Below are 20,355 nucleotides of genomic sequence, written 5' to 3' on the forward strand. Positions count from 1 at the left end.
TCTTCAGAACTCTGCTTGCAGTTTGTTGATGAAAGCAATTGGCCTTATTTATGAAAAAGAACAAATTATGAAAACACTGAAACAATTCTATTACCTAGCCAGACCGTTCTGGGGCATCCGCTCAGCACTGCTGGCCTGGTTATTACTGCTGGTGGTATTGGCGCTCAGCCTTTCTTCTGTTTGGTTTAATGTGCAACTGAACCAATGGAATGGCAATTTTTACAACGCGTTACAGCAACTGAACAGCCAGGCGCTGTACCAGTTATTGCAGCATTTCATCCTGTTGGTCAGCGCATTGATTTTGGTGGTGGTTTTTGCTGACTACCTTAAGCAGCGATTGATTATGCGCTGGCGTATCGGCATGACCGAACATATTCTGGCGCGCTGGTTGTCGCATAAAGGCCAACATTATGCGTTAAAAATCAATGCGCTGGTGCCGGATAACCCAGACCAACGTATTGCCGAAGATGTCCGGTTGCTAATTGAATCCAGCCTGCGGTTGCTCATTACTTTCCTGCATTCACTGCTCACTCTGATTTCGTTCGCCACCATTCTGTGGCAACTCTCTGGCAGTATTAGCTTCTCGCTGGCACAACGCAGTTTCACCCTGCCGGGCTATATGTTCTGGGTGTGTATTCTGTACACCTTGCTAGGCATTGGCTTGACCCATTGGATTGGCTATCCGCTACGCCAGCTTAATATGGATCGCCAACGGCGTGAGGCAGATTACCGCAGTGGCTTGATTGCTCGCCGTGAAGCCAGTGATGCCATTGCCGGGCAGCGCGGTGAATACCATGAACGTGCGGCATTATTACAACGTTTCCGTGCGGTAGCCGATAACTGGTATCAGCTGATTCGCTATGAAAAAAACCTCTCATTCTTCACTGTGGGCTATCAACAACTCAGTGCGCTGGCACCCATTTTCTTTGCGCTACCCAAGTTTTTGGCCGGTGAGTTATTACTGGGCGGGCTGATGCAAATCCGCCAATCATTTGCACAAGTTGCTGGGGCGTTGGGTTGGTTTATTTTCTCTTACCGTGAGATTGCCGCCTGGCAGGCCACGGTCACCCGCTTGTATAACTTTGTGGTGTTACTGGATGCTGAGCCGGTTAGCCCGGTTGAAAGTGCGCCAGACGACGGCTTACCACTACGTGCTGCATTGGATCTCTACACTGCCGATGGCGCGATGTTATTGAGCAATATTACTTTTAATGCCACTGCGGGCAGCCTGACCTTGATCCAAGGGCGATCGGGGATCGGCAAATCTACCTTGCTACGCACTTTAAGTGGCCATTGGCCTCATTATCAGGGCCGCATTCAGCGCAGTGACAGTGTGAGCTGGTTGCCTCAGCGCCTCTATCTGCCCCATGAGCGACTGGATGACTTACTGGCTTATCCGGCACAACGCGAAGATTTCACTGAAGCGCAATTGCAGCAGGTGTTGGTGCAAGTTGGATTGCCGCAACTGAATTATCAGTTAGCGCTATCAACTGATTGGCAACAGCGTCTGTCCGGTGGCGAACAGCAACGGCTGATGTTCGCCCGCCTGTTACTGAATAAGCCTCGGCTGATTTTGCTGGATGAAACCACCGCTGCGCTGGATGCCGCCAGTGCTCGCCACTTATTACAGTTGCTTAGGCAGCAGTTACCGAACAGCGCGGTACTGCTGGTTAGCCATCAAACCTTCCTGGCTGATATTGCCGACTACCAATACCACCTCGACTATTCATCCGATGTTATTCAAGGAGTTGCCACACCATGTTTAACCAACTAGTGCGAACATTATTTGTTTGCCTGTTTTTGGGTTGTGTTCTGCCGGTTTCAGCGCAACAGCAAACACTGCCGGTGCGTGCTGATCTTCAGCATTTCACTCTCGGCAATGGTATGCAGGTTTACCTGTTGCCGCGTGATCAACCCGGTGTAGAACTGCGCCTGCTGGTGAACAGTGGTTCATTGCAAGAGAGTGAGCAACAGCGTGGGCTGGCTCACTTTGTTGAGCATATGGCGTTCAAAGGCACTCGTCACTTCCCCGGCACCAGCAGTTTTAAATCGCTAGAGAAACAAGGGATTACACTGGGTAGCCATGTCAATGCTGTGACCAGCCTGAATGCCACTACGTATAAGCTATCTCTGCCAAATGCCGATGAAAAACAGCTGACTTTGGGGCTGAGAATCTTATCGGACTGGGCGCAGGGCATCAGCTTTGAACCCGCCGCCTTTGATAAAGAACGGCAGGTGATCGTCGAAGAGTGGCGCTTGCGCCAAGGTGTAGGGTTCCGTATCAATCAGGCTTTGGAGCAGCTACGTTACCACGGGAGCCGCTATGCAGAACGTGATCCTATTGGGTTGCTGGATGTGGTGCGACAAGCTCCAGTCAGCGAAGCTGTTAATTATTATCAGCAATGGTATCAGCCTCAGCGCATGGCATTGGTGGTGGTCGGCCAATTTAAAGTGAATGATTTACGCAAACAGATCAATGAGTTATTCGCGATCCCTGTACCAGAAAAGTTGGCGAAGGATGATGCCAGTTGGTCGAAATTCGCCCCGCAGCCAGGGTTAATGCTCAGCACGGTATTTGATGCTGAGCAGGGAACGCGCATTATTCAGTTAGCACTACAGCGTGACCTCGCGGCCCCGCTAAACAGTGACAATGGGCAGTGGCGTGATCTGCTCGATACCTTGTGGCTGACTATTTTTAATCAGCGGCTGTCATTGCTGGTGGATAACGACCTGTTATCGGTGGCAAGCATCAACCAACAAGGTGCTCTGCTGGATAACCGTCGCATTCAACACTTGATGATTGCCCGCCCGCAAGGCAGTGACTATAACGGCACATTGCGCCAGCTATTCACTGAGTTGCAGCGAATGGCAACTGCGCCAGTTAGTGAGGCGGAGCTGAATGCGGCCCGCCAACAAATCCTCATCAAGCTGAGCCAGCAGGCGGCTTCCGAGAGCCGCTATCAGCATGGGTATCTGGCGGATAATATCACCACCGCCATTGAATTTGATCTGCCAATGCTAAACAAACAGCAGCAATTGGCGATGACCAAAACCTGGCTTGAGGCCATTGGCCCACAGCATGTTCAGGCGCAAGTAGCTGAATTATTGCAGGAAGGATCTGCCCGGCTGGCACTGATTGGCCCGGATAGTGATAAGTCACTGGTGGATAACCAGCAATTGGCGACGATGTGGAACAGTATTCGCCAAAGTGCTCCAGGGCCGTTTACCCTGAAGCCGAAGCCGGTTACCTTGACTGTCACCCCGCCGCCTGCCGGTAAGATTGTGCAGCGCCAGACTTTACCTATCCCCGATACCCAACTCTGGACATTGAGTAATGGTATTCGGGTGATTGTGAAAGCCAATGACCGCTTAAAAGATGATGTGCAACTCTCGCTGCGGATACCGGGTGGGCGCTCGTTGGAGGATGATAGTCGTGTCGGTGAAGTGAATTGGGCGATGCGGTTACCGGAAGTGAGTGGCTACAGCCAATACAACCCACGGCAGTTAGCTCAATTAGGCAAACAATCCGAAGTGGCTGTCGCTCCTTATGATGAGATGCTGTTCCACGGCTTACGCGGTTCGGCCCCGGCAGACAAACTCGAACCTCTGTTGCAATTGCTGTATTTGAAAATCACCGCACCTCAGTTTTCCGCAGAAAAATTAGCACAACAAAAACAATCATTTGGGTTGGGATTGGAGAAACAGCCCGTTGAGCGCCGCTTCCTCGACAGTATTACACAAGCGGGTTATCAACATGGCGATCGGTTGCTGGTAACCGCAACAGGGCCGTGGCGTAACTTCACTGTGGCGGGCCTTGAACAACGCCATCGGCAACTCTTTTCTGCCACGCAAGATATGACCGTGGCCCTCAGTGGCGCGTTAGATGAGAAACGCTTACAGCCGCTGGTGGAAAAATGGCTGGGCAGCTTGCCGCGCAGCGAACAGCGTTTGCATTGGCGCGATTTAGAAATAAAACCGCTGAACCAGGCGATGAGCCACGATTATCCGCTCGCCAGTAGCCCGAAAACGATGGTCAGTATGCAGTTCTCAGCCGAGGCTAATTGGTCGCAGCCGAACCTACTGGCACTGCAATTATTGGATAAAATCGTCACATTGCGGTTGCGTTATGACATGCGCGAGCAAGCCAGCGGTATTTATACGTTAGGTTTCTCACAACTGTTGGCAAAACTGCCACAGCCTTATTATCTGGCACGGCTTAACTTTACCTCAGCCCCTGAGCGCTCACAGGAAATGGTGCAAATGGCGCAGAAGGTTTTACAGCAAATAGCCACGGCGGGCGTCACGCAATCAGAGTTGGATAAAGCGAAAAAAGCCTGGTGGATCGAGCAAGATGCCAGCCGTACCAGTGCCAGTTATTGGACTGACGCACTGGCACAAGTTGCCAGCGACGATGGCAACTTTGCTTTATTGGCTCAAGAAGAGCAGCAGGTGAAAGCGGTCACACTTGAGCAGGTTAATGCCTTAGCCGCCCAATGGTTAGGGCGCAATCCAAAAGTGTTTAGCCTGAGTCCGACGAAGTAACTTATTGAGGGGTCATAAGTTTTATTATCATGATATGACTTATGGCCCACTCAAGGTTAATTGACAGTGGGTGGGCTTTTGGTCGTTGCCACCGCCAGAGACACACCTGCGGCTCGAAGTCGTTTTAATATACTGAATAACAACGAGCTTTTAGTATTACTCACCATGCGTGGACTCGGTACCAAACCGGTGACACTGAGTACAATACCGTCCGGACTTAACTGACTGAATTTCACTGATGGGGCAGGGGTATCGAGTATCGACTCGTGTTCTTCATACGCTTCTATCAGCAGTGCTTGTGCCAGTTCAACATCTAAATCCAGCGGGAATGTCAGGGCAATAGTGACAACTCCTTGTGCATTAGCCATCGTAGCATTACGCACATTCTGCGAAATCAATTGAGAGTTTGGTACGATAACCGTTGAGCGATCACTGAGTTGAATTTCTGTGGCGCGGACATTAATGCGCCGAATATCGCCCTCAACACCACTAATACTAATTAAATCGCCCACTTTAACTGGGCGCTCGGTGAGCAAAATAATGCCGGAAATAAAGTTCTTCACAATCTCCTGCAAACCAAAACCAATACCCACAGATAATGCACTGACAATCCAGGCTAATTTATTCCACTGAATACCGAGCACAGATAAGGTCAGCAGAATCACCAGTACATAACCGATATTACTGAATAGAGTGACTGCCGAGGTTTTTATTCCGGAATCCATCTGGGTTTTTGGCAGAAACTCATTACTTAGCCAACGTCGAGCGACATTCAGCGCATATAACCCGATAAGCAGACAAAGTGCTGCATTAAATAAATTTGTCGGGACGATATTTAATTTTTCCAGCCCTTCCCCACCTAACAGTTCCACGGTCTTTTGTAACAGCGAAACCGGAGTCGTCGAGCCAAAGGTGCCATTAAATAGCGCAATAATAGCCAGTAATATTAGTGTGACTTTGCTGGTGGCTGATAATAGTGTTGCTGCTTGGGCCAGATGGCGGTCATCAATATTTAGTGTTTGCTTAATCGCTTTACCGGCGCTACTGGTAGGAGAAAAGAGACTTTCTGCCAAATCAACACAAAGATGAGTCAGTAAATATAAGCAGGAGAGAACCAGGCAAACCCACACCAATTTGTAACTTAAGAATTTCGCCAGCGCGATATATCCAACTAACAATGACAGCAATATCGCTACTGCCGTAATGCCAATAGCCAGATGAATCAATCCAGCTAAAGTGGAATAGGCTTCTGGTTTTTCACCATTAACAACCAAATTACGGCGTATCCGGTTGGCGCGTAATGGAATAATAGCGGCGGTCAGTGCCACCAACAGCGCTGATATTCCATTGCCAAAAATTGTTCCCGATACACTGATATTGATCATATTGTTCATCTGATCAATGGCACCAAAAATCATGATGCAACTGGCTAATAGAGGAGGGAACAGTTTTAGAGACGCTGCAACTTCGTCAGCAATCGCGGGTAAACGCCATGAAGGACGCTGGTTAGATAAGAACGCTCGCCCGAGGCCCGCCACTAACGCAGAGAAAAACATAAGCTGAACAAAAGCCAGTGCAAAGTTCATCACCACCTGCGAGACATCCGGCGTGCGAGTGAATGCCTGAGTGATACATTGTGCCATGGTGACAGTAATCAGCACGGTATATAAGGTCGTTGCGCAGGCCATAAAACTGCGGCGCAAGGGGCCTTGAGGCAGGCATTTGGCGCAAAACCAGGCAGTCAGTTTGTCGAGGAGCTTAAAGCCAAATGCCCCGATAAGTAGTGTCAGCAACAGATATATCGTTGTGCCAATACGCCACTCGGGTTCCCAGGCGGTGTTCCAGGCATCCGCAAGTTCTTGCATAAAATCTTTCAGCCGCTTGTCATCATCGGCATTGGGATTAACGATGGGCGCCCAGAAATTTGCGCCCAAAATACTGCCGGAATTTAAGGCAATTTGTGATTTCAGTGCCGTTCGCCGCAAGGCGATAATCTGTGTTTCCAGATTTTCCGCATTGGTTTTGATGGCTTGGGCCTGATCATGCTGGCCTTCTAATTGTACTTTACGGGTGTTTAGCACTCGGCGTTGTTGGGCAACTATCGGGGTTTCGGTTAGTGTCCCGGTGGCAGGCGGAGGACCTAAAACATCTAATTGTGTTTGTAGCTGTTCCCGCTTGGGTTTCAATTCCGCCAGTAGAATATCGACATCCTTCACTAGCGCTATTGCCGTTTCATTTAACGCATTTAACTCATTATCTGATGTGCTGACAGAGACACTTTGCTTTAGCTTATCCAACTGTTTTTGCAGGCTAATTAATTGTACCGATATCGCCGGCTTTGCCGGTTCTTCGCTGCTCTCGGACGCGGTGTCTGATGTTGCCGCCGCCAGGGCAGTACCTGTCGTTGACAGCACCATAAGGGGTGCACAAATCAGTGCGAATAACAGACAGAATAGAGGGTAATGTCGACGTGAAACAACGTGCTCGTTCTTTTTCATAAAACCTGTCAGCCCGAATGTGAATACCACAATTAACCCATTAATTAGTGTAGGTATGCCTGCCTGATACTTATTGTGGCACACCCTGTGAGTTACTGAATAATCTTACTCCGATAATCACTCCCCTAAATTAAATATTAAAGATAATAATTATCATTGTAATTACCACTCTCATTTAATAAATTGTGCCCTGAACTTATGGACCCACGATATGTGGCGCGCAGGCAAGGGTATTTGCCGGGCGAAAATAGCAATGGATGCTAATTGATAACCATCTATTTCATATGCTCATTCTCTGGGGAAGATAACTATGTTCTCGGCTTTTATAATAAAGCGCTCCGCTATTTTATGCTCATTGGCTATGTTTATACCCTTAGCCTCCATTGCTGACGATACGATAGAAGTGACGGCTAAAGCAGGCCACGAAGCCGATTTACCCACCTTGGGTTACACCGCAACCACCACGAAAGGGGCCACCAAAACTGATCAGCCGCTCATCCTGACGGCACAAGCTGTATCAGTGGTTACCCGCCAGCAGATGGACGATCAAAACGTTGCGACAGTTAATCAGGCGCTGAATTACACGCCGGGTGTCTTCACTGGTTTTTCTGGTGGTGCAACCCGTTATGACACTGTCGCCTTGCGCGGTTTCCACGGCGGTGATGTGAACAATACCTTCCTTGATGGGCTGCGCTTACTCAGTGATGGTGGTAGTTATAATGTGCTGCAAGTGGACCCGTGGTTCCTTGAGCGTATTGATGTGATTAAAGGCCCATCTTCTGCGTTATATGGTCAGAGCATCCCTGGTGGCGTAGTCATGATGACTTCTAAACGCCCGCAATTTACCTCTGAAGGTCATTTCCGCCTGACGGCCGGTAATAACAATACGCAAGTTGCGGCATTTGATTATACCGACGCGATATCTGAACACTGGGCGTTCCGCCTGACCGGGATAACCCGTAACAGCGACACCATGTATGACCATCAGCGCGAAGAGCGCTATGCGATTGCGCCGTCATTATTGTGGCAACCCGATGAGAATACCTCATTGTTGCTGCGCGCCAATTTGCAAAAAGACCCTTCCGGCGGTTACCACAGCGCGGTTCCGGCTGATGGCAGCATCTATGGGCAGAAGTTAAGTCGCGGCTTCTTTGATGGCGAAAGTAATCACAACGTGTTTAAACGTTGGCAGCAAATCTATAGCTATGAATTTTCACATAAGTTTGATGATGTTTGGTCTTTCCGCCAAAATGCCAGCTATACCCATTCTAATACTCAGTTAGAGCAGGTTTACCAAGGGGGCTGGAATAGCGACCGTACCCTGATGAATCGCTATTATTCTGGCGAAGACTCCTCGCTCAATGCCTTTGCTGTAGATAACCAACTGGAAGCGGATTTCGCGACTGCAGCAGTTAAACATAAAGTATTACTGGGCTTTGATTTCCAGAAGTTCCGTAACAATCTGCGCAGTGATAGTGCTTATGCCACGCCGTTAAACCCCTATACCGGTGTTTCGGGTGGTTCGACGCTGTATAGTGATTATCTGCTGACCACTCCCGGCATTAATACATCCTATTTAAACCGCCGCTATGAACAGAGTGGCGTTTATCTGCAAGACGAAATGACACTGGATAATTGGCACCTGAATCTGTCCGGTCGTTATGATCGGATGAAAACGGAAAATATTAATAACACTGCCAACAGCGCCGATGAACGTACAGATAACCACGCGAGTGGGCGTGCGTCACTGTTGTACAGTTTTGATAGCGGTATTTCACCATACGTCAGTTACAGCCAGGCAATTACGCCAAGTTTGTTCCCGGATGCACAGCAAAAACTGCTGAAACCGATGACCAGCGAGCAGTATGAAGTGGGGATCAAATATCAGCCGCCGGGCAGTACTTCGCTCTATTCTGCCGCCTTATATGACCTGACCCAAAATGATGTGGCAAACCGTGCAGTACCGGCGACTTATTATATCCCGGCAGGTAAGGTCAATTCACAAGGGCTGGAATTGGAAGCCAGAAGTCAGATTAGTGACCGGCTGAGTGTGATTGCCGGTTATACCTATAATCGCGTGAAATTCAAAGATGCGATTGATGGCAATGATGGCAATACGCCAGTACTGGCACCTTCCAATATGGCATCGCTGTGGGCACAGTATGAAGCGGGTTACGGCATCAATGTGGGGGCGGGTATCCGTTACATTGGCAAGCAGTGGGCGGATGATGCTAATACCTTGCGTGTACCTTCTTATACCTTGGGCGATGCCTCTGTTCGTGCTGATTTAGGGACATGGGCTGCATCGTTGAAAGGCGCGTTTGTTCAATTGAATGTGAATAATATCGCAGACAAAAAATATGTCGCCGCCTGCTATAGCACCTCGTATTGCTACTGGGGCGCAGAGCGCTCAGTACAAGCGACAGTGGGCTACGATTTCTAACCGGTTCTCTATATTCTTCAATAGCCCGCAATCTCTGCGGGCTATTTATTACATTACTTCTTCTCAGCGCCAAAACGGGCGGCTGTAATCTCGCTTAATATCCTCTCGGCTCAGGCCAATATCTTTTAGCTGATCTGAATTCAATCTCGCTATGACATTGGCTGCTTTACGCCGCTCATTCCATTGATACGAGTATCTGTATGCTTTTAGCCATAATTGAATAAAAATATTTTGGCGATTTTTTGCAGCTCGAACAGTTGACGAGCAGCATTCATCTATTTGATCTTCAATTATATTATTCATCATCGACTCCCCGTCAGTAGGTGAGCCATTAGCATGAAACTTTGGCACAAAACATTACAGATGCAAATTAGGACTATTATTTCCATACAGATATGCGATATATCAACTGAATGGTTTGATTTCGTGCCATCTGTACCGGTTTTTATTCATTTATCAGGTGATACCAATGACTCGTTACCAACAACTGGCCGACATTCTTAGTCAGCGAATTAAAGCCGGGCTTTATGCCGCCGGTGAGCGGCTCCCCTCGGTCAGGCTCTTGAGTGACGAGCATGGAGTGAGTATTAGCACCGTACAGCAGGCATATCGGCAGTTGGAAGAATGCTTGCTGATTGAGGCGCGGGCGAAGTCGGGTTATTTCGTGCGTTGCAGTTCAAATTTGCCCTCTTTACCCGCCACATGCACTCATGCACAGCGGCCGGTCGAGATTTCGCAGTGGGAAAATACGCTGGCATTTTTGCAAAAAAGTGATCAGGACAATGTTATCCATCTGGGGACTGGCTCGCCTGACCTTTCTGGCCCAGGGCTTAAAATCCTCAGCCGCTTATTAAGCCGGGTGAGTCTTCACCAAAGTGAAGAAGTGCTGGAATATGACAATATTTACGGCTCGCCAGTATTACGTGAACAAATCGCCCGCCTGATGCTCGACAGTGGCAATCATCAATCAGCTGAAAATATTATTATTACTTCCGGATGCCACGGTGCGCTGGCTATCGCGTTGGGAGCTGTTTGTCAGCCCGGTGATATTGTGGCGGTAGATTCCCCCAGTTTTCATGGCGCGATGCAAACCCTAAAAGGGATGGGTATGAAGGTGATTGAGATCCCAACCGATCCGGTGGTGGGGATCAGTCTGGAAGCCTTGGAAATGGCTTTGGATCAATGGCCGATCAAAGCTGTACAACTGACGCCGACCTGCAATAATCCTCTGGGCTACAATATGCCGGATGAGCGCAAAAAGGCATTATTGACTCTCGCTCAGCGTTACGACATCGCCATTATTGAAGATGATGTGTATGGCGCTCTGGCTTATCAATATCCGCGCCCACCGACCATTGCCTCATTTGATGATGATGGGCGGGTATTGCTGTGCAGCTCTTTTTCAAAAACGGTGGCACCGGGTTTACGTATTGGTTGGATTTCTCCGGGGCGCTATTTGGATAAAGCGTTACACATGAAATATATTTCTGCCGGACGGGTTGCGTCATTGCCACAGCTGGCGATGGCTGAATTTATCAAGCAGGGCCATTACATGCAGCATTTACGTCGGATGCGCCGCCAATACCAACGTAATCGCGACATTATGACCGGTTGGGTGATGAAGTATTTCCCGCCGAATACGTGTCTCAGTCGGCCACAAGGCAGCTTTATGTTATGGGTCGAATTGCCGCATGGCTTTGATAGCTTGCGCCTAAATCGTTGTTTGTTGCCATTAGGTGTACAGGTGGCGGCCGGGTTTATCAGCTCTGCTTCAGGTAAATATCGTAATTGTTTGCGGTTGAGTTACAGCAAACAGATGACGGCTGAAATTGAACGCGCCGTGCAAAAAGTGGGTAAGACGATTTACGAATTGCTGGAAGAGGGTGGGTTGTCGATAGGGACATAAAAACCAAACCAACCTGCGGCTGGTTTGGCTTGAGATTATTGGCGCAGATAAATTTGCGGCAGGGCGCTTTCCGGATGACGCGAAATACCCAGATCAGCCTGATACCAGCGGGTCAGTGTTTCGGCATTGAGCACTTCCTCTGGTGTACCACAGGCCACCAGTTCGCCCTGTGCTAACAGCAAAATACGATCGGCATAGAGTGCGGCCAGATTCAAATCATGCAGCACGCAGCACACCGCCAGGGGTTCCTGAAGGGTGAGCTGGCGTAATAAGCGCAGGGTATGCTGTTGATGATACAAATCTAATGCGGAAGTTGGCTCATCAAGGAACAGCCAGCGCGGGGTCGGTTCCGGTTGCCACAGTTGCGCCAACACACGAGCGAGTTGAACCCGTTGTTGCTCACCTCCGGACAGTGCGCGGTAATCCCGCTGCGCCAGTGCCAGACAGTCGGTTTGCGCCATCACTTCTTGTAACGCCTGGCGATTTTGCGCCGCCCCATAAGGTGCACGGCCCATCTGAATCACTTCGCTAACACTGAATGGAAAGGCCAAATCGCTGTATTGGCGCATCACCGCTCGGGTTCGGGCTAATGCTTGGGGCTGCCAACTATTGAGGTTCTTTCCGAGCAACTGGCAGTGACCTTCAGATGGTGCGAGATAGCCGGTTAATAAACGCAGCAGAGTGGATTTCCCTGCGCCGTTTGGCCCGATAATCGCCACCATTTCACCGCTGGCAATTTGGAGTGAAACGTTATTAATCAACTTTTGCCCTTGTACATGGTAGGAAAGCTGATTCGCTTCTAATAGCGCCGTATCAACCACTGCGTTGCTCCCGCTGACGTAAAATCAGCCACAGAAAATAAGGGCCACCCAGTAGGCTGGTGATTAACCCGACCGGCATTTCTGCCGGAGCGACCAGAGTACGAGCTAGTGTATCGGCGGTCAGTAACAGGCAAGCGCCGCCCAGCGCAGCGCCGGGTAGTAACCAGCGGTGATCAGCTCCGATCCTCATCCGGATAAGATGCGGAACGACCAGCCCAATAAAGCCGATAACACCACTGACGGCGACAGCGGCACCAATCAAAATGGCACTGAGTAACAGCAAGCGCAGTTTGGCTTGCTTTACATTAACGCCGAGGTAGTGCGCTTCTTCGTCTCCTAGCTGCAACAGGTTCAACTGGCGTGCTTGCAGCAAACCGAGCACACAAGCGGGCAGAATCAATGATGCCGCTACCATGAGTGTTGACCACTGCGCCTGACCTAAACTGCCCATGCTCCACAGAGAGAACTGGCGTAATTGCTGGTCATCACTGATATAAGTCAGCACACCGACCGCTGCACCACATAGCGCATTGATCGCAATGCCGGCCAGCAGCAAACGGGATAAGTTGCCATGCCCCCAGCGGCTGAGGGTGAAAATAATGGCAGAAATGGCCAGACTGCCAATAAAGGCTCCGACCATATGACTGTAAAGCGCCAGCAGTGGCGGCAGGCTGAATGGCATCACAATAATCAGCCCGACACACAGGGCTGCGCCACTGCTGATCCCCAACAGGCCGGGGTCTGCCAGTGGGTTGCGGAATAACCCCTGCATGATCGCGCCGGAAACCGCTAGTGCGCAGCCGACCACTACCGCCAGCAGCACACGGGGCAGGCGGATATTTAGCCAAATATGCCACATGGCATCATCTAATGATGCATGCCACAAGGTACGAAACGAGAGCGTCAATGCACCCATATTGGCTGAACCGAGTGCCAGGATGATCAGGATCATCAGCAGGATACTCAGCATGAGTCGCGGGTGAATACGGCAATTCATTGCGCTTGTTCCATACCTTTGCGCAGTTGCGATAGCACTTGCGGTGTTTCCAGGCCAAAGCCGAGCAGCGCCATATCATCAACGACTAATAGGCGTTTATTTTTGCCCGCCGGTGTCAATGCCATCCCCGGTAATTTCCAGATACCTTCACTGCCACCTAGCGCTCTCACACCGTCACTGGTGATCAATAATAAATCCGGCGCACTGGCAATCACCCCTTCCTGTGATAACGGACGATAGCGGCTAAAACCTTGCATCGCATTGCTCCCACCGGCGGCGCGGATCATGGCGTCTGCTGCGGTATTTTGACCAGCTGCCATCGGGGTTAAGCCGCCATGACTCATGACAAACAGCACTTTAACCGGCAGTGGTGTGTTGTTCACCGCAGCTAAACGTTGCTGATAGTCTTTGATAAGTGCTTGCCCTTTTTCCTGCTGATTCAGTGCGCTGGCAACAGCATTTATCTTCACTGCCACACTTTCAGGTGTGGTTTGACCCGGTACAGTGACAACATTTACACCACTGTCGGCGACTTGTTTGAGTACCAGTGAAGGTTGCGCCAGCTCACTGACCAGCAGCATGGTCGGCTTCATTGCCAAAATCCCTTCGGCATTAAGCATGCGCATGTAACCAACATCAGGCAGCTTTTGCACTGCCTGAGGCTGTAGACTGGTACTGTCACGAGCCACAATCTCACCACCCGCACCCAGTGCGTAGGCGATTTCTGTGACATCACCGCCAATGGTGACGATACGTTCTGCGGCGAAAGAGTTCAGCGGCAGAAGACAGGCGCTCAGCGACAGAATGAAAGGGAGTGACAGTAACCTTAGTCTCATGCGGCGATATCCTTATTATTGAGGCGAGCAATTTGCTCACGCCATTGCGTTTGTTCTGGCTGGCCTTCGGTGCGCTGACCGTAAAGTTGTGCAATTTGGGTGCCATCAGCAGCAAACAGTTCCAAACTGGTCACGAAACCGTCTTTTGTTGGTTTGCGGGTAATCCAGCTTTCAGCAATCGTTGTTTCAATCAGATGCAGCGTGAAGCGCTGGTTGAAAACATTAATCCAATCTTGATGTGGTGTAACCTTTTCAATCATGCCGGTGAAGATTTGTACACAGCCACGGTTGCCCACAAAAATCATGATTTCATTCTGTTCTTGCTGAGCAATGTTCAGCAACTGGGTCAGGGAACTGTTATCAACCTGATAAGCCAGATCATTACCCACAGCGCGGAAAGCCTGTTGACGAGTCAGGTTATTGCGTTTGAGCAACTGGAAGAACTGATGCACGTCAGTCATAGCACGCCATTCAGCATCTACAGCTTCATCGGTGGCTGTCGGTTCAGTGACTTCAGGTGCGTTCAGTGGCTCTAGCTGCAACTCTGGGTTTTCTGTGGTGATAAACTGCGCCAATAGGGCTTCCCAGGCTGGCATGTCAGTTTGTTCAGTGACATACACTTTATGCAAAGCATCGCCTTGAGGGTCGAAGAACTGGATGCTATGGCGTACACCGTGGCGAGTTTCTTCTGTCAACGTGAATGCGCTGGCCCACTGGTTGAGGAACAGGCGTAAATCTAAATTGCGTGGATTGAGGATCAAACCAGCATGACCATTCAGATGTTGATTTTCGTAACGGCCCAGTTGCTCATGCACGGCATAGGTGTTGCGGGTGATAGCTTTGGCCTCACCGACAGCTTCCAATGCGGCCAGTAGTGCGCGGGCATCACCTTTCAGACGTTTGGCATCATGACCAACGCGGCTGTGGGTCAGTTCCGCTTCTGAAATGCCCATTAATGTGGCTAAATCGCGCGCATATTTGCCCGGATTATCTGCTTTAGCTTGTAGATACTGCTCATATATTGATTTGCTCATAATAACTTCCTCGTTCTATTGATTTTTTATATGCAGGTGACAGGTAGAAATGATAATCCGGTAATTCGCTGATTGAATTACCGGAAGTGTTATTTCAGACTAACTTTTGTATTCAGTTACCACTGATAGCTCACGAAGAACTTCGCGTTACGACCATCCTGTGGCACGCCTTGTGGCGCGTAATACTCTTTATCGAATGCGTTACCCAACACCACGGTGGTGGTCATACCTTTAAATTGCTCTTGGCCTTTATAGCTGACGTAGAAGTCATTGACGCCATAACCGGCTTGCGGTGTGCCTGAGCTAGAGACTCGGCTAGAACGATCAGCAAATGTTCCGATCCAACCCACAGCAAAGCCGGAGTTAGCAACAGGTACATCCAGGGTGCTGGTGACGGTATCCGGGTTAATGGTATCGAGCCATTCATTGGTATTTTGGTTTTTACCACGGGTGCGGTTATAGGCCAGGCCCAGGTTAAACCACTGGGTTTGGTAAGTCATAGTGGCATCCCAACCCCAGATTTTTGCCCGATCGATATTGGTGGAATAGGTCGAGCAGTTTTTGCAGTACAAGCCACCAGGCCCGAAGCCAAAGTCCATGGTCACGCCGGTGGAGATATAGTCTTTGGCGTTGGTATCGAAGTAGCTGGCTTTGAATTGCAAGTCATCTTCAGCCAGCATCAGGTCGTTAAAGCGCAAGCCAAAACCGTATTCTTGGGTTTCGTTGGTTTCCGGTTTCAGATTTGGGTTAGGTACCCAGTAGTTGGTCAGGGTATTGCCCGCGATATTCATCGAGAAATGCTTCGAATCGTTGTACATCTCACCCATAGTTGGAGCGCGGAAAGCCTGAGCATAGGAACCAAACAACATCAGCCAGTCTGTCGGTGTCACACTGACGGCACCACGAGATGACCATTTATCGGCATCTACATCGGCATAGCCTTCGCTGCTACCGCGATAGTTGTCATAGCGAGTACCGGCCAAAATAGAAACCGGCAGATCGCGTAAGGTGATTTCATCTTGCAGCCAGCCAGAACCAAAGCGGATATCTGCCTGCGGGAAACTTTCTGTTGCGCCGCTCGGTGTTTGTTCCTGTTTATAGGCTTCTGTACCGTAAGTCAGCAAGTGTGATGCAAAACTGTCGGTGAATAGGCGGGTGCGGTTTTCCAGCTTGCCACCTTTGGTCGTTTGCTTGCGTCCTTCTTCTGGCGTGCCTTGTGGTCGTGCATTGATTTCCACTTCAGAGTAGTAAACCTGTGCCGTGGCATTCAACCATTCTTGATCAAGTGGCTTAATGTTGTATTTAAGCTGAGCGTCACGTTGGATAGTCGAGCGGTCAGTTATAAGATTGGTGCTGGATGCCGCGCTAGTTTGCGGATTCTTTGGCTCCAGTGCGCTGTTGTTGTAATAGCGCAGATTGGCACTTAACGACTGAATCTGATCAATACGCCAGGTACCTTTTGCCAGCACATTGCTGATGGTTTCATCATTTGGCGCGTTAAAACCGTCACTTTGGCGAATATTGCCGATATCACGAGTACCAAAAGAGAGAATGCCATCGACATCATCGGTGCGGCCAAAGGCACTGGCACCCAAGCCGAAGCTGTGATCACCGGTCGCCGCAGCGCTGTAAACCCGATAGCCACTATTTTGGCCTGGCAATAAGAGATCGGCGGCATCAACGGTTTCATAAGAAATGACGCCACCTAATGCACCACTGCCATACAGCAGCGCTGATGGGCCGCGGACGATTTCAACACGTTTGACCAGCGCCGGATCGAGGAAGGTAGAGTTCAGGTGGCCGGTGTCAGTGCCTTGGCGAATACCATCAACCAAAGTCAGCACGCCTTGTTTGCCGTAGCCACGCAGTGTCACATCCTGCCCGTTAACGCGCCCGCTGCCAGTGACGGTCAGCCCTGGGATATTGCGCAGCATATCCGTGGCAGAGGTGGCGGTTTCGCTGGTCGGTGTATCGGCCTCAACCACTGTCACCATCATTGGTGCTTCAAAACTGCTGCGCTCATTACCAGTTGCAGTCACTACCATGGTATCGGCAGTGCGTTTTTTGCTGTTGGTTTGAGTGGATGTGGTATCAGCAGCTTGAACAGCAAGAGGCAAAGTGCAAGCGATTGCCAAACTGAGTGGGGACCAGCGGAAACGGTCGGAAGTGGAACGCGGCATGTCGGCAATTCTCCATATTTTCTATGCAAAAAATCATATGCAAAACAAATAAATAGGTTGCTGGCTGCCTTGATTCTAAAATCTGGGTGGCTTGCGATGTATCCTTTTGCCCTTGACGCCACAGCGGTGCTAGCGGAAACCGCTACCGTGCTGTCACGACATTGGCATTGGGTTATTATTTAGTCAGTATCAGTTTCCCTGCTTTAGTCTGGCGCAGTTGATAGCATTCGCCCTGATGAATGATAAAAGCGACACCGTGCTCCCCCAGCAATTGCTCGCTGGAGACAGACAGGGGTTTGCTGCCCGTAGGAGGTTTGGCCGCAGGCTCGTCATTCATTGTGGGTGCTTTGTTCAACTGTTTATCCATATAATCGGCAAGGCAATGATAACCACTATCAATATGATAAGCATTATCAATCATGGTTCGGTGTTACATCAAGACATATTTATTGTTAATTGATTTTTACTTTGCGAACTAATCCTGGTTCGACAAGCGCATAAATCTGACGATATGTGGCCGGATCTTCGATCATCTGGCTCAAATGAATGGCAACATCTTCGCGGGTAACCAGACCATGGGCCTCGGTTTGTAAACGGATAGCTTTACCTGTTGCGGGTTGGTCCAGTAAACCGCCGGGCCGAATCAGGGTATAAGTCAGTCCACTGGTTTGTAACCAGCTCTCAGCCAGTGACTTCTCGCGTACTGCCTGACCAAAAGCGGCTCGGGCGGCAGGGGAAAGCGTCGGCCAACTATCGCCGCAGCCAATGGATGTCACCAAAAGCATACGTTTCAGGCCTAGCTTCTCGGCGGTATCAATGATCAATCGGTTGCCTTGATAATCCGCAGTACGGCTACCTAATGTTGAAATGATGGCAGCGTCTGGGCCTGCGAGTTGGCAGGCCTGATGCACACTGTCTGGATCACAAGCATCCCCACACACAACAGTTAGCCCCTTGCTGCGTAACTCTTCTGCTTGCTGCGGATTACGGATCAATAATGTGACAGGGCGCGGGTTCTGAGCCGCGTCGGCATGTTGGTTTGCCAGTGCGAGTAAATGTGCGCCAACGCCATGACCTGCGCCGAATATCAACCAGGGTTTCATGGTGTTTCCTTGATTTTTTTATCGAAAACAGATGGTTCTTGAGCAAGCTGTTGAGCCAGTTGGTGGAAAGCGGCAAGGCCGTCAGCACGTAGCTGGCGATGTTCATCACGGCCAACATAGACTTTCAGCATCACATCACCTTGCTGATTAAAAAATTGAACCGATGCGGTCGCCATGCCCATAAACGGGCGTTCCAGTAGGGCAATGGCCTGGCAGTTTTGTGCTCTGATATGACCGCTAAGACCTTGTTTCTCGCGAAGGTTGAAATAGCCGTGGCGATGAAAACCGCTCGGCAGTGGGCCTTTGTGTTCCAGAATAATATCGGCGGTATGTACCAGAGTGGTGACATCTCCCCACTCCGTCATACTGTCCCAGACGCGATCAAAATGCTCAGCGCTGACTAATACGCGCTCTGGTAATTCACGTACCACATCAAGCGGGCTGACCTGATAATCCTGAGCAATTTGTTCCAGCGTGCCATCGGGTTGAGTGGCAAGAAATTCGGCCAAAGAGGGTTTATTTTGGAGAGTTGGAGCATTCATGAATGGCTTTCCGTGGTCATAAGTGAAGGAATAATATTTTGCAGAGCCTGCATGATGTTACTGGCCCAAAAACGCCCGCTGTCGGTGAGCCGCAGGCAGAAACTGTCATCTTTTAGCAGGTGGCTCTGATGCCACTGCGCGATCAATGGCATTAATGGGTAGGGGTCTGTGATTAACTCGCTCAAATCTAAACGACCGACTTCGATACCGCTTTGCAATTTAGCTCGCCACGGATGTTCGCCACTGGCTTGCGTCATCATCATCAATGGTTTTTGCCCGCTGTCGATTAATCGGTAGTAGTTATCCAGACTGCGGTGCTGCATGTAGGCGTGCCCTTGTAAAGAGCCGCCCGCACCGCTACCCAATGCAAGACAATCCGCTCCTTGTTTAATCAACAAGTTATAAAGATTTCGCTCACGAGTGGTGCGCGCCCAATGGCTATTACTTAACTGATGCCAACCGGCTTGGGCGAGGCTCTCCGCGCCGTTACAGTAAAAATCACACTGCTGCGCCAGTGTCGGCAGTTCTATCCGGTTATTTTCCACTGACTTGGCCAGTGGCGTGGTCGGCAACAGATTGAGGGCATACAGGTCAACACCATCTAGTGGCAGTTGGCGCACGATAGCCAAATCTTCCTGCCAGGTTTCCGGTGTTTGATGGGGTAAACCGAACATTAAATCGCAAACTATGGCAGCGCGATCGCGGGAAGCCAGATTTGTCAGAAAATTAATCGCCTCATCACGACTGGCTTTACGCCCCATGCGCTGACGAATGCGGGTATTAAAGGTTTGTATCCCGACCGAGAAACGGTTAGCACCCGCTTCCAGACAAGCATCAATCCGCTCATCGTCAAAATTGAAAATTCGCCCTTCAACGGTTATTTCACAGTCAGGAGCTAGCGGTAAACTTTTACGCAACTGGCTGATAATACTGTGTAACTGTTGTGCTGAAAGCGCACTGGGCGTGCCACCACCGAAGTAAATGGCATGAATTGGCCCCCCTTGTAGCAGTGGGCTGCTGGCCTCCATGCTCAATTCCCGCAGCAGGTAGTCGGTGTAGCGCGCGGTACTGTCGGGTTGCAATGGATTTTGATAGAAACCGCAGAAAGTACAATGAGTAGCACAAAACGGAATATGTAAATAAAGCAAACGCTTATTAGGCGGTAGCGCCTTTTGTAGCAGTGCCTGCCAGCTATCCTGGAGTGACTCTGCCGGTAAAGGGCGACTATCCCGCCATGGCATTGTGGCCCAGCGTTTTGGGAAAGGTAGCGGCCCCTGACGGGCGTGATATGGCATCAAATCAATATTCATAACAGGCTCTATTTCATTCTGAATGATAAATTAAATGATAATCATAAGCATTCGATCAATAGTTAAAGCCCGATACATTGATCCGTGTCATTAAATCAGTGTGGAACATGCGCAGATTGGATCGTCTTGTAGGAAATGTGGTG

At 49.9% G+C, this 20,355-nt stretch carries 15 protein-coding genes; 4 read left to right on the forward strand and 11 right to left on the reverse strand.

The annotated features are described in order from the left end of the window. The first annotated feature begins 28 nt into the window (after positions 1–28). Positions 29–1,774 (forward strand): ABC transporter ATP-binding protein/permease, encoded by a 1,746-nt coding sequence (locus FTB31_RS00090; protein WP_227727193.1) that lies wholly within the window; start codon positions 29–31, stop codon positions 1,772–1,774. Continuing rightward, on the forward strand, positions 1,759–4,542 hold the full coding sequence (locus FTB31_RS00095; protein WP_227730989.1) for a M16 family metallopeptidase: 2,784 nt from the start codon (positions 1,759–1,761) through the stop codon (positions 4,540–4,542). The genes FTB31_RS00090 and FTB31_RS00095 overlap by 16 nt, the downstream gene beginning before the upstream one ends. Before the next feature lie 56 nt (positions 4,543–4,598). On the opposite strand, the gene FTB31_RS00100 is transcribed toward FTB31_RS00095, so the two are convergent. Continuing rightward, a complete protein-coding gene (locus tag FTB31_RS00100; protein ID WP_407084045.1) occupies positions 4,599–6,932 on the reverse strand; it encodes a DUF3772 domain-containing protein in 2,334 nt (777 codons plus the stop codon). Between the two features lie 418 nt (positions 6,933–7,350). Here FTB31_RS00100 and FTB31_RS00105 point away from each other — a divergent pair, with 418 nt between their 5' ends. Further along, a complete protein-coding gene (locus tag FTB31_RS00105; protein WP_227730990.1) occupies positions 7,351–9,483 on the forward strand; it encodes a TonB-dependent siderophore receptor in 2,133 nt (710 codons plus the stop codon). A 63-nt stretch (positions 9,484–9,546) separates the two neighbouring features. Here FTB31_RS00105 and FTB31_RS00110 read toward each other — a convergent pair whose 3' ends face one another. Next, positions 9,547–9,786, reverse strand: coding sequence for a DUF1127 domain-containing protein (locus tag FTB31_RS00110; RefSeq protein ID WP_050078897.1), 240 nt, complete (start codon positions 9,784–9,786; stop codon positions 9,547–9,549). Positions 9,787–9,952: 166 nt separating this feature from the next. Between FTB31_RS00110 and FTB31_RS00115 the strand changes: the two genes are divergently transcribed. Beyond that, entirely contained in the window at positions 9,953–11,389 is a 1,437-nt protein-coding gene (locus tag FTB31_RS00115) for an aminotransferase-like domain-containing protein (protein ID WP_227727200.1), read from the forward strand. A gap of 35 nt (positions 11,390–11,424) precedes the next feature. Here FTB31_RS00115 and FTB31_RS00120 read toward each other — a convergent pair whose 3' ends face one another. The 9 genes from FTB31_RS00120 to hutW form a co-directional block, all read right to left on the reverse strand. Beyond that, a complete protein-coding gene (locus FTB31_RS00120; RefSeq protein WP_005156550.1) occupies positions 11,425–12,210 on the reverse strand; it encodes a heme ABC transporter ATP-binding protein in 786 nt (261 codons plus the stop codon). Beyond that, on the reverse strand, positions 12,203–13,207 hold the full coding sequence (locus FTB31_RS00125; RefSeq protein ID WP_005175607.1) for a FecCD family ABC transporter permease: 1,005 nt from the start codon (positions 13,205–13,207) through the stop codon (positions 12,203–12,205). The genes FTB31_RS00120 and FTB31_RS00125 overlap by 8 nt, the downstream gene beginning before the upstream one ends. Next, positions 13,204–14,043, reverse strand: a complete 840-nt coding sequence (locus FTB31_RS00130) for a heme/hemin ABC transporter substrate-binding protein (RefSeq protein WP_077175630.1) — start codon at positions 14,041–14,043, stop codon at positions 13,204–13,206. The genes FTB31_RS00125 and FTB31_RS00130 overlap by 4 nt, the downstream gene beginning before the upstream one ends. Then, entirely contained in the window at positions 14,040–15,077 is a 1,038-nt protein-coding gene (locus FTB31_RS00135; protein ID WP_077295829.1) for a hemin-degrading factor, read from the reverse strand. Before FTB31_RS00135 ends, FTB31_RS00130 begins: the two co-directional genes overlap by 4 nt. A 116-nt stretch (positions 15,078–15,193) precedes the next feature. After that, positions 15,194–17,257 (reverse strand): TonB-dependent hemoglobin/transferrin/lactoferrin family receptor, encoded by a 2,064-nt coding sequence (locus FTB31_RS00140; protein ID WP_077175632.1) that lies wholly within the window; start codon positions 17,255–17,257, stop codon positions 15,194–15,196. A 175-nt stretch (positions 17,258–17,432) separates the two neighbouring features. Then, on the reverse strand, positions 17,433–17,678 hold the full coding sequence (gene hemP / locus FTB31_RS00145) for a hemin uptake protein HemP (RefSeq protein WP_050078878.1): 246 nt from the start codon (positions 17,676–17,678) through the stop codon (positions 17,433–17,435). Between the two features lie 31 nt (positions 17,679–17,709). Then, positions 17,710–18,360: an SDR family oxidoreductase gene (locus FTB31_RS00150; RefSeq protein ID WP_077175633.1), complete on the reverse strand. Its 651-nt coding sequence runs from the start codon at positions 18,358–18,360 to the stop codon at positions 17,710–17,712. Beyond that, positions 18,357–18,902 carry a heme utilization cystosolic carrier protein HutX gene (gene hutX, locus FTB31_RS00155; RefSeq protein ID WP_050078876.1) on the reverse strand — a complete coding sequence of 182 codons (546 nt, stop codon included), beginning with the start codon at positions 18,900–18,902 and terminating at the stop codon, positions 18,357–18,359. Before hutX ends, FTB31_RS00150 begins: the two co-directional genes overlap by 4 nt. Then, complete coding sequence (gene hutW / locus FTB31_RS00160; protein ID WP_077295831.1) at positions 18,899–20,212, reverse strand: heme anaerobic degradation radical SAM methyltransferase ChuW/HutW; 1,314 nt, start codon at positions 20,210–20,212, stop codon at positions 18,899–18,901. The genes hutX and hutW overlap by 4 nt, the downstream gene beginning before the upstream one ends. Positions 20,213–20,355: the final 143 nt, after the last annotated feature.

It is taken from the genome of Yersinia proxima (assembly GCF_902170785.1).
GTDB classification, from domain to species: Bacteria; Pseudomonadota; Gammaproteobacteria; order Enterobacterales; family Enterobacteriaceae; genus Yersinia; species Yersinia proxima.

Excerpts from the sequence above, each read along its gene's own strand:
- FTB31_RS00090 (WP_227727193.1), top strand. The coding sequence starts at position 29 with ATGAAAGCAATTGGCCTTATTTATGAAAAAGAACAAATTATGAAAACA.
- FTB31_RS00095 (WP_227730989.1), top strand. The coding sequence starts at position 1,759 with ATGTTTAACCAACTAGTGCGAACATTATTTGTTTGCCTGTTTTTGGGT.
- FTB31_RS00105 (WP_227730990.1), top strand. The coding sequence starts at position 7,351 with ATGTTCTCGGCTTTTATAATAAAGCGCTCCGCTATTTTATGCTCATTG.
- FTB31_RS00110 (WP_050078897.1), bottom strand. The coding sequence starts at position 9,786 with ATGAATAATATAATTGAAGATCAAATAGATGAATGCTGCTCGTCAACT.
- FTB31_RS00115 (WP_227727200.1), top strand. The coding sequence starts at position 9,953 with ATGACTCGTTACCAACAACTGGCCGACATTCTTAGTCAGCGAATTAAA.
- FTB31_RS00125 (WP_005175607.1), bottom strand. The coding sequence starts at position 13,207 with ATGAATTGCCGTATTCACCCGCGACTCATGCTGAGTATCCTGCTGATG.
- FTB31_RS00130 (WP_077175630.1), bottom strand. The coding sequence starts at position 14,043 with ATGAGACTAAGGTTACTGTCACTCCCTTTCATTCTGTCGCTGAGCGCC.
- FTB31_RS00135 (WP_077295829.1), bottom strand. The coding sequence starts at position 15,077 with ATGAGCAAATCAATATATGAGCAGTATCTACAAGCTAAAGCAGATAAT.
- FTB31_RS00140 (WP_077175632.1), bottom strand. The coding sequence starts at position 17,257 with ATGCCGCGTTCCACTTCCGACCGTTTCCGCTGGTCCCCACTCAGTTTG.
- hemP (WP_050078878.1), bottom strand. The coding sequence starts at position 17,678 with ATGATTGATAATGCTTATCATATTGATAGTGGTTATCATTGCCTTGCC.
- FTB31_RS00150 (WP_077175633.1), bottom strand. The coding sequence starts at position 18,360 with ATGAAACCCTGGTTGATATTCGGCGCAGGTCATGGCGTTGGCGCACAT.
- hutX (WP_050078876.1), bottom strand. The coding sequence starts at position 18,902 with ATGAATGCTCCAACTCTCCAAAATAAACCCTCTTTGGCCGAATTTCTT.
- hutW (WP_077295831.1), bottom strand. The coding sequence starts at position 20,212 with ATGAATATTGATTTGATGCCATATCACGCCCGTCAGGGGCCGCTACCT.